The organism is Micromonospora sp. NPDC047467, assembly GCF_040643095.1.
Classification (GTDB): domain Bacteria; phylum Actinomycetota; class Actinomycetes; order Mycobacteriales; family Micromonosporaceae; genus Micromonospora.
In genome coordinates this window covers 347,272-363,062 of record NZ_JBEYTO010000006.1, presented here as the reverse complement: position 1 = coordinate 363,062, position 15,791 = coordinate 347,272, and the positions used below count along the sequence as shown (strand labels likewise).

Here is a 15,791-nt window from a genome sequence, read left to right as displayed (position 1 = left end):
GGCGCGACCCCACCAGCACCTCCTTTTCACAAGATCGATTCAGCAGCCGTCCGACCCTCGGCCGCCCGGGGCGATTATTGCTCAATCCCGACTTCTCTGACCAATCGCGCGCCGCGCGTCGCCAACCCGCTCGGACGCGTCGATCTTGCAGTTGCCGCCCCCGCATCATTCCCATACCGGGCGATTCGGCGACCACAAATGCAAGATCGACGCGTTGCGGGGGGTTGGGGTAGGGGCAGCACTACGGGAGAGAGGCGGGGTTTCGGGATGGGTGGGAGAACCCCAGATGCCTAGCCTTTTGGCATGACCACCGTTACTGCCACCAATGATCAACAAATGCTGGCGCCCAGCATCCCCCGGCAGCTGTTCGTCGACTCCCGGTACGTGCTGCTCGGTCTCCCCCTGGCGCTGGCCAGCTTCGTCGTCCTCGTCGTCGGCCTCGCGGTCGGCGTCGGCCTGGTGGTCACCGTGATCGGCCTGCCGATCCTCGCCGGCACCCTGTACGCCGCCCGCGGTCTGGCCGACATCGAGCGAATGCGGCTGTCCGCGGTGCTCCGGCAGCCCCGGATCCGGCCGCACTACCGGCAGCCCGAAGCGGGAGCGAACGCCTGGCGGCGAATCTTCGTACCGATCCGGGACGCCCAGTCCTGGCTCGACCTGGCACACGGCATCCTGCGCCTGATCGCGGCGTTGGGCACCTTCGTGGTGACCGTGGTCTGGTGGGCCGGAGCAATCGCCGGCTCGCTCTACTGGGCCTACGACTGGGCACTGCCCCGGGCGGACGCCGATGGCGACCAGGACCTGGCACAACTGCTCGGCCTGGGCGACTCGACCACCGCCCGGATCGGGCTGCACACCGCGCTCGGGGTGTTCTTCCTGATCACTTTGCCGATCGTGGTCCGGGGCTGCGCGCTGCTCCAGGCCAGCTTCGCCAAGGCCATGCTGACCGGGGTGGCCGAGATGCGCGACCGGATCACCGTGTTGGAGGAGCAAAAGCGGGCCGCCGTGTCCGCCGAGGCGTCCGCGCTGCGCCGGCTGGAACGTGACATCCACGACGGCCCCCAGCAGCGCCTGGTCCGGCTGGCGATGGACCTCAGCCGGGCTCGGATGCAGCTCGCCTCCGACCCGGAGGCCGCCGGCCGGACCATCGACGAGGCGGTCACCCAGACCCGGGACACCCTCGCCGAGCTGCGGGCGTTGTCCCGGGGCATCGCCCCGCCGATCCTGGTCGACCGTGGTCTGCCCAGCGCCCTGGCCGCGCTCGCCGGCCGCGGGCTGATCCCCATCGAGCTGGAGGTGGACCCGCAGCTCGGCACGGCGGGCGGGCGGCTCGACCCGGCGGTGGAGAACACCGCGTACTTCGTGGTGGCCGAGGCGCTGACCAACATCGCCAAGCACAGCCGGGCCACCGAGGCCGTGGTCGCCGTGACCCGGCAGGGCAGCCACCTCCAGGTGCGGGTGGGTGACGACGGACAGGGTGGCGCGCACCTGGCCAAGGGGCACGGGCTGGCCGGAATCGCCGACCGGGTGCGGGCTGCCGGCGGTGAGCTGGCCGTGGTCAGCCCGACCGGGGGGCCCACCGAGATCCGCGCGGAGCTGCCGCTGTGAGCGTGCCCGCACCGAGCCTGCGCGACAGGCCGGACATGGTAGACAGCACAACCATGCGCATTGTGATCGCCGACGACGCCGTCCTCCTCCGGGAAGGGCTGGTGCGGCTGCTGACTGAGAGCGGGCATCAGGTGGTGGCCGCCGTCGGGGATGGCGAGGCGCTGGTCGAGGCGGTGGTGGAGCACCGGCCGGACGTGTCGATCGTCGACGTCCGGATGCCGCCGACCCACACCGACGAGGGGCTGCGGGCGGCGGTGGAGGCCCGTCGGCTGGTGCCGCGTACGCCGATCCTGGTGCTCTCCCAGTACGTCGAGGTGTCGTACGCCGATGACCTGCTGGACACCACCGGCGGGTCCGGCGGCGGGATCGGCTACCTGCTCAAGGACCGGGTGGCCGCGATCGACGAGTTCCTGGACGCGCTGCGGCGGGTGGCGGCGGGCGGCACGGTGCTCGACCCGGAGGTGGTCGGCCAGCTCTTCGCCCGACGGCGCCGGGACGACCCGCTGCGCGAGCTGACGCCGCGCGAGCGGGAGGTGCTCTCCCTGATGGCCGAGGGGCGTTCGAACACGGCCATCGCCCGTGCCCTGGTGGTGAGCGACGGCGCGGTGGAGAAGCACGTGCGCAACATCTTCACCAAGCTCACGCTCCCACCGGACACCGAGCAGCACCGGCGGGTGCTGGCCGTCCTCACCTACCTGCGGAACTGACCTTCCCGGCGGCCAGGGCCACCGCGTCGGTGAGGGTGTCGGCGACCGGGTGGCCGGAGGCGCGCAGCCGCGCCGGGTCGGTGAAGCCGCCGGTGTAGAGCACCGCCCGGCCGCCGACCGCGAGGGCCGCGTCCGCGTCGTCGATGGAGTCGCCGATCAGCACCACCGATGCGCCGTCGACGCCCAGCTCGGTCAGGTGCCGCTGGAGCGACTCGGCCTTGGGTCCGCCGCCGACCGTGGCCCGCAGCCCGTCCACCCGGGTGAAGTGCCCGGTCAGCCCGTAGGTGTGCACGGTGGGCACCAGCTCCTCGTGGAACCACATGGACAGCAGGCTCTGGCTGCCCTCCCAGGTGGCCATCGCGGTCTGCGCGTCGGCGGCCAGCTCGCAGGTGGTCAGACCATTGCGGTACGCGTCGTGGAAGATCCGGTCCAGTCGGCCGAACGCCTCGGCGTCCACGGCCTTGCCGAGCACCTCGGCGTAGTAGTCGGCGATCGGGCGGCGGAACCGCGTCCGGTGCTCCTCGGGGGTGACCGTCGGCCCGCCGACGCTGGCGAACGCGGCGTTGGTGGCGGCCACCACCAGGCTGAGGTCGTTGAGCAGGGTGCCGTTCCAGTCCCACACCAGGTGGGGGTGCGCAGGGCTCATCCGAGCACCATAGGCACCATTCAGAGCTGAGGGGTGGTCAGGTCCCGCAGCAGTCGGTCCTCCTCCACCCGCCAGTAGCCGTGCTCCTTGCCGTCGAGCATCACCACCGGCAGCCGGTCGCCGTACTCCCGTTCCAGCTCCTGGTCGTCACTCACGTCCCACTCGACCCACTTGTCCCCGGTGACCGCCACCACCCGGTCGAGCGCCGCCTTGGCGTCGTCGCACAGGTGGCAGCCGGGCCGGGTGATCAGGGCGAGCCGGGCGTCAGTGGCCATCGGTTACCTCCGTGCGGGTGTCGGCGGATGCGGACGGGCCGGCTGGTGTCGCCGGCCGGAGCTGGGTCTTGCGTACCTTGCCGATCGCCGAGTGTGGCAGGGCATCGACGAACTCGACGGTGGTCGGGCACTTGAACCGGGCCAGGTTCCGTGCGCAGTGGGCGAGCAACTCCTCGCTTGTCACCGGTCGCCCCTGTGCCGGCACCACGTACGCCCGCACAGTCTCGCCGGTCCGCGGGTGCGGCACACCCAGTACCGCCGACTCGGCCACCCCGGGGTGCCCGGTGAGCACCAACTCGACCTCGTGCGGATAGACGTTGAACCCGTTGACCAGGATCAGCTCGCCGAGCCGGTCGACCAGGAAGAGGTCTCCGTCCTCGTCGGCGTACGCGATGTCGCCGGTGCTCCACCAGCCCTCGGCGTCCGGGCCGCCCCGACCGTCGGGCCAGTAGCCGGCGAAGAGGTTGGCGCCACGCACGACGATCTGCCCCGGGTCGGTGCCCGGCGCGACGTCGGAGATGTCCAGCTCATCCGGGTCGTCGTCGAGGACAGTCTGGCCGTCGCGCCACAGGTCCACCCCGTCCGGGCCGACCAGGCGCAGCCGCACGCCGGGCAGCGGCCGTCCGATCGAGCCGGCCTTGGTCTGCCCGCCGACCAGGGTCGAGGTGAGCACCGGCGCGGTCTCGGTGAGGCCGTACCCGATGTGCACCAGGTGGCCGGTGGCCTCGGCGAAGCGCGCCGCGACCGCGGGCTCCAGCGGCGCCGCGCCGCACACCGCCACCCGCACCGACGCGGTCGCCGCGCGGACCGTCGGCGCGTCGGCCCAGGTCAGAAACATCGACGGTACGCCCACCAGCACGCTCACCCGGTGTCGCGCGATCTCCTCCAGCCCCGCCTCCGGCCCCGGCTCGTCGAGCAGCACACCTGTCGCGCCATGGTGGACGACCGCGCCGAGCCCCGCGTTGAGCCCGTACGCGTGGAACAGCGGCAGGGCCAGCAGCACGGTGTCCGTGGAGCCGACGACCGGCGGGTCGATCCGGTCGACCTGTTCGTGGTTGGCCACCAGCGCGCCGTGGGAGAGCATCGCTCCCTTCGGGTGGCCCTCGGTGCCGGAGGTGTAGAGCAGTACGGCCAGGTCGCCGCCGCCTCGGTGTGGGCGCGACGGCGGTTCGGTCGCGTCGGCGGTGGGCGGTGTGCCGTACACGGCGGTGAGCGCGGGTAGCTCGGTGGCCACCTCGGCGACCAGGCTCCGGACCCGGTCGGTGCCGATCAGCACCGACGCGCCGGAGTCGGCCAGCACGTGGCGCAACTCCGGGGCGGTGAGGCCGGGGTTGACCGGGACAGCGACCAGCCCGGCCCGCAGGGCGCCGAGCCAGCCGATCACGAAGTCGGGGGTGTTGGGCAGCGCGATCGCGACGCGGGGCGGTGTGTCGCCCCGCTCGGTGTGCGGCGCGACGGCGGCCAGGCCGTGCGCGGCGGCGGTCACGGCAGCGTCCAGTTCGGACCAGCTGATGCTCCGGTCCCGCCAGTGCAGCGCGGGCCGGTCACCGTGGTCGTGGGCCGCCCGGTGGAGCCGGTCGGCGAGGTTCGGCGCGGAGTCTGCGGCTGCGTCCTGCACGGTGGTCGAGTCTGGCACAGCGGGCGGTGTCAGGCCACGCCCCGACAGGTGGGCGAAGGGCTGTCGCGAGTGCCGCTCAGGTCCCGCCAGCGGGACCACCCACTGTGCCGCCGGCGATGCGATCAAGTCCCCCTGATGGGACGATCGTCGACTCCGCCCGACGATTCGGCCGCGCCCTCGCCACCGCCAGGCGCGGAGGGTCAGGCGATCGGCCAATGTGCCCTCGAGCAGGGGATCATCGTGGAACACCGGCCCGACGGAAAGTCAACCGCACACGACGGACAACTGGTCCGCCGCCGGTGCGACACCGGCGGAAATACTTCCGCCCTGTGTAACGGACTTGCCACGCGCGGGTGACGTTGGCCCTATTATCACTCGGGTCGGCTCACCCCATTTGCCGTGAGTCGACACCCCTCAGCCCGAGGAGGCCCCCGTGCCTGTGAGCGCATTGGACCAGCACCTCAAGGGGAACTGCCGCCTGTCGGCACACCCCGGAACCGTCCTGCCCGACCGGATGCCCGGTCGGTCCACACTGATGGCCCGCAGACCGGCCCGTCCGGCGACCGACCGGACGGGGGCTGTGCGATGACCGCCTTCGGTTACGCGGAACGCCCGGTCGGCCTGACCGGTCAGACGACCCGCGCCCAGGTCAACGAACGTCCGGCGGCCCGCACGCCGCCGGACGACCAGCACAGCGCGGCCCAGCGGACCCGCAATCGCCCACACACCAACGAGCCGCCACCGAGACCGGCGGTTCCCGGCGGCAACGCGATGCCGACCGGTGGCCGGGTCGCCGCGCCGGCCCGCCCGACCATGCCGGCCCAGGGCCGTCGCGTCGGTGACACACCAGCGGTGACAAGCGATCCGGCGGCGGGCGAGACCGCGGTGATCCCGGCCGTCCAGGCCACCACCACGACCACCCCGACCACACCGACCGGCTTTCCCAGCCGACCGGACCCGTCCGACCCGGCCACCGAGGTCTGGACGCTGATCGAGCGGGCCCAGGCCGGCGAGTCCGAGGCGTTCGGCCTCATCTACGACCGGTACGTGGACACCGTGTTCCGGTTCGTCTACTTCCGGGTCGGCAACCGCCAACTCGCCGAGGACCTCACCTCGGACACCTTTCTGCGCGCTCTCAAGCGGATCGGCAGCTTCACCTGGCAGGGCCGCGACCTCGGCGCCTGGCTGGTGACCATCGCCCGCAACCTCGTCGCGGACCACTTCAAGTCCGGCCGGTACCGGCTGGAGGTCACCACCGGCGACGTGCTCGACGCCGACCGGGAGGACCGGGGTCCGGAGGGCAGCCCGGAGGCGGCGGTGGTCGAACACATCACCAACGTCGCGCTGCTCACCGCCGTGAAGCAGCTCAACCCGGAGCAGCAGGAGTGCATCGTGCTGCGGTTCCTCCAGGGCTTCTCGGTCGCCGAGACGGCACGTGCCATGGGCAAGAACGAGGGCGCCATCAAGGCACTCCAGTACCGGGCCGTACGGGCGCTGGCGCGGCTCCTGCCGGACGGCTTCCAGCCATAGGTTGTTCGGCGGGGCGGTCGGCACTGATCGGCGTTTGCGCAGCTCAGGGTTGGTCTCGTCCGGTGACGGCGATCACTTTCCGTGATTTCCGCCCCGCCCGGCCCGTAACCCGTGCCCGGTCCGCCGCGTTTCTCCGGGTGCGACCGGTGGTTGTCCCGGCAAGCCCGGGTCACCGAGGTCCGACCGGCACACCGGGCGGCACCTCACCTCCGTGGTGTCACACTGCCGCCCGGTCGCTGGCAACGACGGCGGCCGACCGGCCGTGACCAGCGAGAGGAGGTGCCAGCGGTGGACAACATCCTCTTCTCCCGCCGGCGCGCCGAGCGCTTCGCGCAGCTTCTCGACGAGGCCAACGGCGGCCGGCGGCACCACGTACGGTCCCGGGTGGACGGCCAACTGGCACCGCTCGTCGCGGTGGGCCAGCGGCTGAGCGTCGATCCGCCCACGACCGAGGTGGACCCTGACTTCCGCACCGGCCTGCGAGCGATGCTGCTCGCCACCGCCGAGCGCGAGGCGATGGCCACCGCCCCGGCGACCGCCGAGCCGGCCGCCAAGCGTCCCGCCGCCACGACCCGCGGGTCGCTGCTGCCGGCGGTCACCGCCCGACGCGCCCGCGCCCGGGGCGCGATCCTGATCGGCATCGCCGCTGGCGCCGTCGCCGTCTCCGGGATCTCCGCCGCCAGCGAGAACGCGGTGCCCGGCGACGCGCTCTACGGCATGAAGCGCTCGACCGAGCGAGCCCAGCTGGCCCTGGCCAGCTCGGACATCAGCCGGGGTCAGCTCTTCCTGGACTTCGCCCGGACCAGGCTCGGCGAGGCCGCCGAGCTGCGTGGCGACCCGATCGGCTACAGCGCCGTTCTCGACGACATGGACGCCGACACCCGGCAGGGCATCCGCCTGCTCACCACCGCCGCCGTGCAGCGCGCCGAGCCGAGCAGCCTGGACACCGTCAACGCCTTCGTCGCCAGCCAGCGCCGCGCGGTGAGCAACCTCCTCGACGGCGCTACCCGGGCAGACCGGGTCCGGACCCGGCGGTCATTGGAGCTGCTGGACACCGCCCGGGAGCGCTCGGACGCGCTGCGCGCCGCGATCGCCTGCGGCCTGCCTGCGCCGACCGGCAGCGACACACTCGGGCCCGCGCCGACCACCTGCCCCGGCGCCCGCTGATCCGCCGGAGCCCTCTACCGCACGTCCGACCGACCACGCCACAGTTCCCCGTGTGCGTGGTCGATCATCCGTGCCCGCCGGATACCCTCGCTGGAGGCATCCGTTGCACCTGGTCAGGAGGGGAGTCGCGTGGCGCGCAGCCGCAAGGTGACGGTCAGCACCGACGCCCAGGGTCACACCGCGGGTTGGGCGGAGACCGAACTGGCGCCGGTGACCCCACCCGCTCCGGACCCGACCGCCGCCGCCTTCTTCGACGTCGACAACACGATGATGCAGGGCGCGTCGATCTACTGGTTCGCTCGTGGGCTCGCCGCCCGGGACTACTTCACCACCGCCGACCTGGCGCGCTTCGCCTGGCAGCAGCTCCGGTTCCGGGTGCTCGCCCGGGAACACGCCGGTGACATGTCCCAGGCCAAGGAGGCCGCGCTGGCCTTCGTCGAGGGCTGGCGGGTCGACGACGTCGAACGGCTGTCGGAGGAGATCTTCGACGAGCTGATGGCACCTCGGATCTGGACCGGCACCCACCAGCTCGCCCAGCGCCACCTGGACGCCGGTCAGCGCGTCTGGCTGGTCAGCGCCGCCCCGGTGGAGATCGGCCGGGTGATCGCCACCCGGCTCGGCCTGACCGGTGCGATCGGCACGGTGGCCGAGGTGCGGGACGGGGCGTACACCGGGCGGTTGGTGGGCGACCTCATGCACGGGCCGGCGAAGGCCGAGGCGGTCACCCAGCTCGCCGCCGTTGAGGGGCTGGACCTGGCCCGCTGCGCGGCCTACAGCGACTCCGCGAACGACCTGCCCCTGCTCTCCGCGGTGGGCCGGGCGGTGGCGGTCAACCCGGACGGCACCCTGCTGCGGCAGGCCCGGCAGCACGGCTGGGAGGTACGGGACTTCCGCACCGGCCGCCGAGCCGTCAAGATCGCCGTGCCGTCGACGGCGGCAGCCGGCCTGGTCGCCGGGGCGGTGACCGCCGGCCTGGCGCTCCAGCGCCGCCGTCGCGCCGGCTGAGGCGTCGGCTCAGGGGCCGAACGGGTCGGGCCGCCGCTCCAACAGCGAGTGCAGCGTCTGCTGGATGGTCTCCCGCACCTGGTCGGCGAGGTTGAAGACCACCAGCGGGTCGTCCGCCGAGTCGGTCAGGTGCGCGGTCGGGATCGGCGGGCAGAACTCGATCAGCCACTTGCTGGGCAGCGGCACCATGCCCAGCGGCCCGAGCCACGGGAAGGTCGGCGTGACCGGGAAGTAGGGCAGCTTCAGCAGCCGCGCGAGGGGCTTGATGTCGGCGAGCATCGGATAGATCTCCTCGCCGCCGACGATGGCGACCGGCACGATCGGGGTGCCCGTCCGCAGCGCCGCCGAGACGAACCCGCCTCGACCGAACCGTTGCAGCTTGTACCGGTCGGCGTAGAGCTTGCCGATGCCCTTGAACCCCTCGGGGAACACGCCGACCAGGTCGCCGCCGCCGAGCAGCCGCTCGGCGTCCGGGTTGCAGGCCACCGTGCCGCCGGTCTTGCGGGCGATCTCCGACACCACCGGCATCCGGAAGACGAGGTCGGCGCCGAGCAGACGCAGGTAGCGGTGCGCCGGGTGCTTGTCGTGCAGCGCCGCAGAGAGGATCAGCGCGTCCAGCGCCACGGTGCCCGAATGGTTGCCGACCACCAGGCCCGGCCCGTCGACCGGCACGTGCTCCACACCGCTGACCTCGGTGCGGAACCAGTCCCGGTAGAGCAGCCGCAGCAGCGGGTGGAAGACCGCGTCGGTCAGCTCCGGGTCGAAGCCGAACTCGTCGACCTCGTACTCCCCGGACAGCCGGCGGCGCAGGAACGCCAGGCCGTTCGCGACCCGGCGGTCCCACGGGTCGCCCGGCCGGTCCGGCACCGCCGGACCGGTGCCCGGCGCGCCACCGACTGTCGTGCCGCTCTCGACCGAGGGCTCGTCGGTGGCTGCGGTGTCGACCTCGTCGGCCGGCGTCGAGGCCGGCGCGAACTGTGCCGCCGGTCGGTGCCCGTTGCGCCGCGCCGGCTCCACGTCCGGCACCAACCCCGGGGGTACGTCGAAACGCCCGTTGCCCGCCGGCTCGCGGCCCGTCTCCGGCCCGGTCACGACGACCGCTCCCGCACGGCGGCACGGACCTGCCGAATGCCGTCCAGGACGAACTGCTCGGCGGCGGCCAACTGATTCCGGCTGAGCACCACCCCGCCGTGGTGGGCGCGGATGAAGTCGTCGAACGCGGCGGCCGTGGAGCGGGGCGTGAAGCCGTACTCCTGCTCAAGCCGGGTGGTGTCGACGACCCGGCCGTGCACGAAGAGATCGACCTGGTCCAGGCCGTAGCCGCCGAAGCCCATGTTGCGCGCCAGCGCGGCGGCGCCGGATAGGCCCGGCTCCAGCACCGGCACGGCCACCCGGCCAGCCCGCCGGATCGCCTGGGACAGCGACAGCACACCCGGACCGGCGACGTTGTAGGTGCCCGGGTGGTCCTCGACGATCGACCGGTGCAGCACCTCCAACGCGTCGTCGAAGTGCAGGAACTGCAACCGGGGATCGCGGCCGAAGACGGTGGGCACGAACGGCTGCGAGAAGTAGCGGGTCAGCGTCGTGTCGGCGGTCGAGCCGATGAACGGGGCGAAGCGCAGCACCGTCGCGGTGACGTCGGGCCGGCGGCGCCGGAAGCCTCGGACGTACCCCTCAAGGTCGAGGATGTCGCGGCCGAAACCGCCGCGCGGCACCTCGCGCGGTTCGGTCTCCTCGGTGAAGACGGCCGGGTCCCGGAACGACACCCCGTACGCGGCGGTCGACGACCGGACCACGAGCTTGCGCAGCCGGGGCGCTCGCTGGCAGGCGGCGAGCAGTTGCATGGTGCCGATGACGTTCTGGTCCTTCATGGCCGACCGGCCACCGTGCTGCGGGTCCGGGGAACTGACCAGCGCGAGGTGCACCACCGCGTCGACGTCCAGGTCGGCGAGGAGCCCGCCGAGTGAGCCGGGATCGACGCGAACCCGTTCGACCCGGTCCAGCAGGTCGGTGAGTTCGGCGCCGGGCTCCGGCACGTCCACCCCGATGACCCGCTCGATACGCGGGTCGGCCGCCAGTCGCGCCGCCACGTGGGCGCCCAGGTACCGGCCGACGCCGGTGACGACGACAACCCCCGGAGCACCTGGGGTGCTACCGGGGGTCATCTGACGCACCTACGCCGGCAGGGGGGATCGAGCCGGGACGACCACGGCCTGATCACCTGAGCCTCCGGAAGTCGACAGTTAGGCAAGAGACGCCGAACGCCGGGCCGTGAGCCCGGCGGCGATCACTTGCCGAGACGGCGACGCTGGACGCGGGTCTTGCGCAGCAGCTTGCGGTGCTTCTTCTTAGCCATGCGCTTACGGCGCTTCTTGACCACCGAGCCCATACGACAGCCTTTCGATACAACGTGCGGGGCGGGCCGGATGACACCACGCAGGTGGCGACGGCGACCGCATGCGGACAACGGACCGGACCAGTCAGGGCGGCGGGGCGCACCGGTGGGTCTCGGTCGGGCTCCAGGGTAGCGGGAGAGCGTCAGCAGGACCAACGCGCCCCCGTCGACGCCCGTTACGTCGCACTCGATCAGGGAGCCGGTGGCTCAGGCGGTTTCCTGAAACGCGCCCCGGAGATATTCGTGCACGGCGTGCTCGGGCACCCGGAAGGACCGGCCGACCCGGACAGCGGTGAGCTCACCGCTGTGCACCAGGCGATAGACCGTCATCTTCGACACCCGCATGACCGTCGCGACCTCTGCGACGGTCAGGAACTTGACCTCCGACAGCCGTCCGTCGGACTGTGACCCGGCCATGGCTCACCGACCAATCCCATGCCCGGCGCGTGCCAACCCGACGGATGCTCCGGGCCGGGCGGCGACGCGCGTGTTATCAGTACGGTAGCGGGGCGGCTGTGACCGGCGCGATCCCTTCTTACAACTGATCATGTTTGGTTCGCCGGTTCACCCGATCCGTGCTCCCGGATTCTCCCCGCCTGGGTCCGTCGTCCGGTTGCGCCCGGGAGAGTCGTCCAAGGCGCTGGCCGGCGTTCCCGTCGCCGCTGTGTCGAGCGGCGGGCCGCGGAAGGCGCCCGGTGGCTCCGGCGGCGCCACCAGAGCCACCGGACGGGTGCCCCGGGCCGCTTCCGGACACGGACCGGGGCTCCGCGCTGGGAGCGGGGACCAGTGTCTCAGGTCGACCGTGATCAACGGACAGCGGTCGATCATGAAGCTCGACGGGGTCGTCGGCGACCGCCGCCGCCCGCTCGCGGCGCTGCCGGGCGGTCTCAGGCGGCGACAGCGCGCACGTACGCCACGCACTCGTCGTGCAACGTCGACCACGGCTCGTCGAACACCTGCTCGGCGGCGACGTCGAGGGCCTTGCGCTCGTGCACCACGGCCTTGAAGAAGGCGAGCAACTGGTCCGGCCCGAACCGGTCGACGAGGTGCCGGACGGCGAGATAGCCGACGCCGTAGCTGCCGCCGACCCGTTCGGCCGCGGCGTCGTCGGTGGGGGTGATCCCCTCCAACCGGCCGTCCCAGCTGCTACGGACCAGCTTGCGCACCTCGGCGAGCCCCTCGTACCGCTCGACCGGTTGACCTCCGGCACCGGCGAACTCGGCCAGGCCCTCGACCAGCCACCAGGTCGTCTTGCCCGGATAGCCACGCTCCGGCAGCGACGCGGCGTGGGTCAACTCGTGCCGGAGCAGGTCGTCGGTGCCGCTGCTCGGCAGACCGTCGGCGCTGAGCACCACCTCGTGGTGACCACCGCCGACGGTCACCGCGTAACCGCCAGTCCACTGTGGTCGGCCGCCGCCATACCAGCGCTGCCACTCGGTGCGGCCGGCGTAGAAGATGCGGTAGCGGTCCGGCGGCGAGCCCGCCACCGCGTACCCGTCGGCGACCCTGGCTGCCGCCTCGGCCTGGGCCAGCAGGCCGGGCAGCTTGCCGCGCAGCGCCGGTGTGGTGGCCACGATGGTCCGCTCGCCGACCGCCACGACCAGGTCGCTGATCTCCCACGGTCGGGTGCCGGTCTCGGCCGACTTGGACTCCTCCAGGGCGACCAGTCGGGGCTGGTCGCCGTTCTCCCGCCAGCGGGTGCCGATCAACACCGGGCTCGGCCGGCAGTCCGGCGCCACGAAGCAGTACTGGAAGCGCACCAGCAGCCGCCACTCGCCCGGCCGGCCGACGATCGGTGCGGGCAGGCCGCTCGGCTCGGCCCGCCAGACGGTGACCTTGAGTGCGCGCAGCGCGGCGAAGCGGCGGCGCAGGTCGGTGTGCGCGGCCGGGTCGGCGATGGCGAGGTAGGCATCCTGGTCACCACCGAGCAGCGCCGTGGACTGCCGCTGGAGCTGCGCGGTGATCCGGTCGGACAGCCCACGGGCGACAGCGGTCGCCGGGTCGTCGGTCGCCGAGGCGCCGGCCCGGCGGACGGTGGCCTGGTCGCCGGACTCCCGCACCACCCCGACGACCAGCAGCGCGGGCAGCCCGCAGCCCAGCAGCAGGACGACCACCACGAGCACCGTCCACAGCGGCCAGAGCCGCCGCGACGATGGCTGATGCACCCCGTCAGTCACCCGCCGAAGGTTACGACCATTCGGCCGATCGAACGAACCGCTACCAACCCCGACCCAACCCGTGGACCCCCCACCCCGCCTAGTCGCGCCGAACCCGGCTAGTCGTCACAGCCGTAGAGGGGGGGTTACTTCTTGGAGATCAGGGCACGGCCGAAGAAGACCAGGTTGGTCGGGCGCTCGGCGAGCCGGCGCATCAGGTAGCCGTACCACTGGTCGCCGTACGGGACGTACGTGCGCACGGTGTAGCCCTCGCCGGCCAACCGGGCCTGCTCCTCCGGGCGGATGCCGAAGAGCATCTGGAACTCGAAGCGCCCCGCCCCCCGGTCGAACCAGCGGGCCCGGTCCTCGCCGATCGCGATCATCCGGGGGTCGTGGGTGGCAAGCATCGGGTAGCCGTCGCCGGACATCAGGATGTTCATGCAGCGGACGTAGGACTTGTCCACCTCGCGAGCCGACTGGTACGCCACCGACTCCGGCTCCTTGTACGCGCCCTTGCACAGCCGCACCCGCGACCCCGCCGAGGACAGCTCCCGGCAGTCCGACTCGGTGCGACGCAGGTACGCCTGGAGGACCGCGCCGGTCGACGGGAAGTCCTTGCGCAGCTTGGCCAGCACCTCCAACGTCGAGTCGGTGGTGGTGTGGTCCTCCATGTCCAGGGTGACAGTGGTGCCCGCCGCGTCGGCCGCCGCGCAGATCGCCCGCGCGTTGTCGTACGCCAACTGCTCGTCGAACATCTGACCGAGGGCGGAGAGCTTCACGCTCACCTCGGCGGCCGGGGTGAGCCCCGCGCTGGCGAGCATCTTCAGCAGCTTGAGGTATTCGTCCCGGGTGGCGATGGCCTGCTCGGGGGTGACGGTGTCCTCGCCGAGGTGGTCGAGGGTGACAGCCAGGCCGTCGTCGATGAGCCCGCGGGTCGCGCGCAACGCATCGTCGGTGGCGGCGCCGGCGACGAACCGGCGAACGACATCCCGGGTGTACGGGGCGGTCGCGACGAGCCGCTCGACCTGGGATGACCGGGAGGCGGCGAGGATGACGGAACGGAGCATGAGCCGAGCGTATCGCCCCTGCCAGCACCCTCGCCGGGGGGCGGCCGAGGCCGCCGTTTCCCAGGTTGGGAGGGCCGTCGCGCGGCCGATCCGACAGCCGGGTGCTCAATCCGACGCCGGGGCGGGGTGACGCTGCTGGCGTCGATCGGCTACAACGATGCCGTGGACCAACGCCCCCGCCGCCGACTCCGGTCGGCCTCCGTGCAGCTTGGCGCCCTCACGGCCCTGGCGCTCGCCCTCTCCGGCTGCAACATGACCTCGGACGACGACGATGACGATGACTGCGCCCTCGGCCCGGTCGGCGGGGGCGGCACGGTCGCGCTGGCGATGCGCGTCCCCGACTCGGCCGCAGGTCGCACCGGCCCGGAGCCGACCACGACGGCCGTGCCCGAGCGCGGCGGCTTCGGCACCCACCTCGCCGCCTGCGGGGGTTGACGTGCGGCGCGTGTCCGTCACGCCACGGCCCGACTGGGACGCCACCATCCGGGCGCAAGGGCTGGTCTACGTCGACACCGAACTGCCCGACGGCGGGATCATGTCGTACTGGGACGAGACCGCCGCGTACGCCTTCGACCTCGACGAGGTGCTGCGCCTGGAGGAGGCCACCGAGGAACTGCACCGGATGTCGGTGGCCGCCGCCGAGCACGTGGTGGCGCAGCGCCGGTACGCCGAGTTCGGCATCCCGCAGTGGGCGGCCGAGGCGGTGGCCCGGTCCCTGCGCGAGGCGCCACCCACCCTCTACGGCCGTTTCGACCTGGCGTACGACGGCACCTGGCCCCCGAAGATGTTGGAGTACAACGCCGACACCCCCACCGCGCTGGTCGAGGCGAGCATCATCCAGTGGTTCTGGCTGGAGCAGACCCGCCCGGAGCTTGACCAGTGGAACAGCCTGCACGAGCGGCTGGTCGGCGCCTGGGCGAAGATCGGGGCCGGGCTGCACGAGCCCCGGGTCCACGTGCTCTGGTCGAACGAGGAGGAGTCCGGCGAGGACCACATGACCGCCGGTTACCTCGCCGAGACCGCCCGGCAGGCCGGCCTGAGCGTCGAGTTGCAGCCGATCCAGGAGATCGGCTGGGACGGCCGGCGCTTCGTCGACGCCGCGGACCGCCCGGTGACCACCTGCTTCAAGCTCTACCCGTGGGAGTGGATGCTGGCCGAGCCGTACGGGCCGCTGGCCCTTGCCCCGGGCACCCCGACCACCTGGATCGAGCCGGCCTGGAAGCTGCTGCTGTCCAACAAGGCGCTGCTCGCGGTCCTCTGGGAGCTGTACCCGGGTCACGACTACCTGCTCCCGGCGTACCTCGACTCGCCGCGCGGCATGACGGAGTACGTGGCGAAACCGCTGCTCGGCCGCGAGGGCGGATCGGTACGCATCGTGACGGCCGAAGAGGAGATCACCAACCCGGGGATCTACGGCGACGAGGGCTGGTGCTACCAGGAGTTCCGCGCGTTGCCGCAGTTCGCCGGTAATCGGATGGTGCTGGGCAGCTGGATCGTCGACGGCGAGTCGGCCGGTGTCGGGGTGCGGGAAAGCGCCAGCCTGATCACCGACGGTTACGCGCGGTTCCTGCCCCACTACATCGACGCGCCGCGCACCGCGTGAGTCGTCTACCGTTG

Annotated in this window: 16 protein-coding genes and 1 pseudogene; 7 read left to right on the top strand and 10 right to left on the bottom strand. The window is 72.3% G+C overall.

Features of this window, described 5'->3' with window-relative positions; translation table 11 throughout:
• Positions 1–303: 303 nt before the first annotated feature.
• The gene (locus ABZ780_RS19400; RefSeq protein WP_357010433.1) at positions 304–1,608 is read left to right on the top strand and encodes a sensor histidine kinase; all 1,305 of its coding nucleotides are present in this window, start codon (positions 304–306) and stop codon (positions 1,606–1,608) included.
• Between the two features lie 53 nt (positions 1,609–1,661).
• The gene (locus ABZ780_RS19395) at positions 1,662–2,315 is read left to right on the top strand and encodes a response regulator transcription factor (protein WP_357010431.1); all 654 of its coding nucleotides are present in this window, start codon (positions 1,662–1,664) and stop codon (positions 2,313–2,315) included.
• On the opposite strand, the gene ABZ780_RS19390 is transcribed toward ABZ780_RS19395, so the two are convergent.
• The 3 genes from ABZ780_RS19390 to ABZ780_RS19380 are packed head-to-tail and all read right to left on the bottom strand — an operon-like array spanning position 2,296 to position 4,854.
• Positions 2,296–2,961, bottom strand: a complete 666-nt coding sequence (locus ABZ780_RS19390) for an HAD hydrolase-like protein (protein WP_357486862.1) — start codon at positions 2,959–2,961, stop codon at positions 2,296–2,298. The genes ABZ780_RS19395 and ABZ780_RS19390 overlap by 20 nt on opposite strands.
• Before the next feature lie 20 nt (positions 2,962–2,981).
• A complete protein-coding gene (locus ABZ780_RS19385) occupies positions 2,982–3,236 on the bottom strand; it encodes a glutaredoxin family protein (protein WP_357010425.1) in 255 nt (84 codons plus the stop codon).
• Positions 3,226–4,854 carry an AMP-binding protein gene (locus ABZ780_RS19380; RefSeq protein ID WP_357486860.1) on the bottom strand — a complete coding sequence of 543 codons (1,629 nt, stop codon included), beginning with the start codon at positions 4,852–4,854 and terminating at the stop codon, positions 3,226–3,228. The genes ABZ780_RS19385 and ABZ780_RS19380 overlap by 11 nt, the downstream gene beginning before the upstream one ends.
• A 585-nt stretch (positions 4,855–5,439) precedes the next feature.
• On the opposite strand from ABZ780_RS19380, the gene ABZ780_RS19375 reads away from it, so the two are divergent.
• The 3 genes from ABZ780_RS19375 (at position 5,440) to ABZ780_RS19365 (ending at position 8,556) form a co-directional block, all read left to right on the top strand.
• Entirely contained in the window at positions 5,440–6,384 is a 945-nt protein-coding gene (locus ABZ780_RS19375; protein ID WP_357010420.1) for an ECF subfamily RNA polymerase sigma factor, BldN family, read from the top strand.
• 288 nt (positions 6,385–6,672) lie between these two features.
• The gene (locus ABZ780_RS19370; RefSeq protein WP_357010417.1) at positions 6,673–7,551 is read left to right on the top strand and encodes a DUF5667 domain-containing protein; all 879 of its coding nucleotides are present in this window, start codon (positions 6,673–6,675) and stop codon (positions 7,549–7,551) included.
• A gap of 129 nt (positions 7,552–7,680) precedes the next feature.
• Positions 7,681–8,556 carry an HAD-IB family hydrolase gene (locus ABZ780_RS19365; protein ID WP_357010414.1) on the top strand — a complete coding sequence of 292 codons (876 nt, stop codon included), beginning with the start codon at positions 7,681–7,683 and terminating at the stop codon, positions 8,554–8,556.
• Positions 8,557–8,565: 9 nt separating this feature from the next.
• Here the strand turns inward: ABZ780_RS19365 and ABZ780_RS19360 are convergent, their stop codons facing one another.
• The 7 genes and pseudogenes from ABZ780_RS19360 to ABZ780_RS19330 all read right to left on the bottom strand — a co-directional run bounded on the left by ABZ780_RS19360 (position 8,566) and on the right by ABZ780_RS19330 (position 14,174).
• A complete protein-coding gene (locus ABZ780_RS19360) occupies positions 8,566–9,423 on the bottom strand; it encodes a lysophospholipid acyltransferase family protein (protein ID WP_357010724.1) in 858 nt (285 codons plus the stop codon).
• A gap of 221 nt (positions 9,424–9,644) precedes the next feature.
• A complete protein-coding gene (locus ABZ780_RS19355) occupies positions 9,645–10,721 on the bottom strand; it encodes an NAD-dependent epimerase/dehydratase family protein (protein WP_357010411.1) in 1,077 nt (358 codons plus the stop codon).
• A 122-nt stretch (positions 10,722–10,843) separates the two neighbouring features.
• Positions 10,844–10,945, bottom strand: coding sequence for an AURKAIP1/COX24 domain-containing protein (locus tag ABZ780_RS19350; RefSeq protein ID WP_007465623.1), 102 nt, complete (start codon positions 10,943–10,945; stop codon positions 10,844–10,846).
• A 213-nt stretch (positions 10,946–11,158) separates the two neighbouring features.
• Positions 11,159–11,368, bottom strand: a complete 210-nt coding sequence (locus ABZ780_RS19345; protein ID WP_007465625.1) for a helix-turn-helix domain-containing protein — start codon at positions 11,366–11,368, stop codon at positions 11,159–11,161.
• 271 nt (positions 11,369–11,639) lie between these two features.
• A pseudogene (locus ABZ780_RS19340) lies at positions 11,640–11,804 on the bottom strand (ABC transporter ATP-binding protein); the annotation flags it as partial.
• Positions 11,805–11,838: 34 nt separating this feature from the next.
• Positions 11,839–13,128, bottom strand: a complete 1,290-nt coding sequence (locus ABZ780_RS19335) for a hypothetical protein (RefSeq protein WP_357486858.1) — start codon at positions 13,126–13,128, stop codon at positions 11,839–11,841.
• Positions 13,129–13,253: 125 nt separating this feature from the next.
• Positions 13,254–14,174 (bottom strand): proline dehydrogenase family protein, encoded by a 921-nt coding sequence (locus tag ABZ780_RS19330; protein ID WP_357010406.1) that lies wholly within the window; start codon positions 14,172–14,174, stop codon positions 13,254–13,256.
• 126 nt (positions 14,175–14,300) lie between these two features.
• Here ABZ780_RS19330 and ABZ780_RS19325 point away from each other — a divergent pair, with 126 nt between their 5' ends.
• Both ABZ780_RS19325 and ABZ780_RS19320 read left to right on the top strand, forming a co-directional pair.
• A complete protein-coding gene (locus ABZ780_RS19325) occupies positions 14,301–14,609 on the top strand; it encodes a hypothetical protein (protein WP_357010403.1) in 309 nt (102 codons plus the stop codon).
• A gap of 1 nt (position 14,610) precedes the next feature.
• Entirely contained in the window at positions 14,611–15,777 is a 1,167-nt protein-coding gene (locus tag ABZ780_RS19320) for a glutathionylspermidine synthase family protein (RefSeq protein ID WP_357010400.1), read from the top strand.
• Positions 15,778–15,791 lie beyond the last annotated feature (14 nt).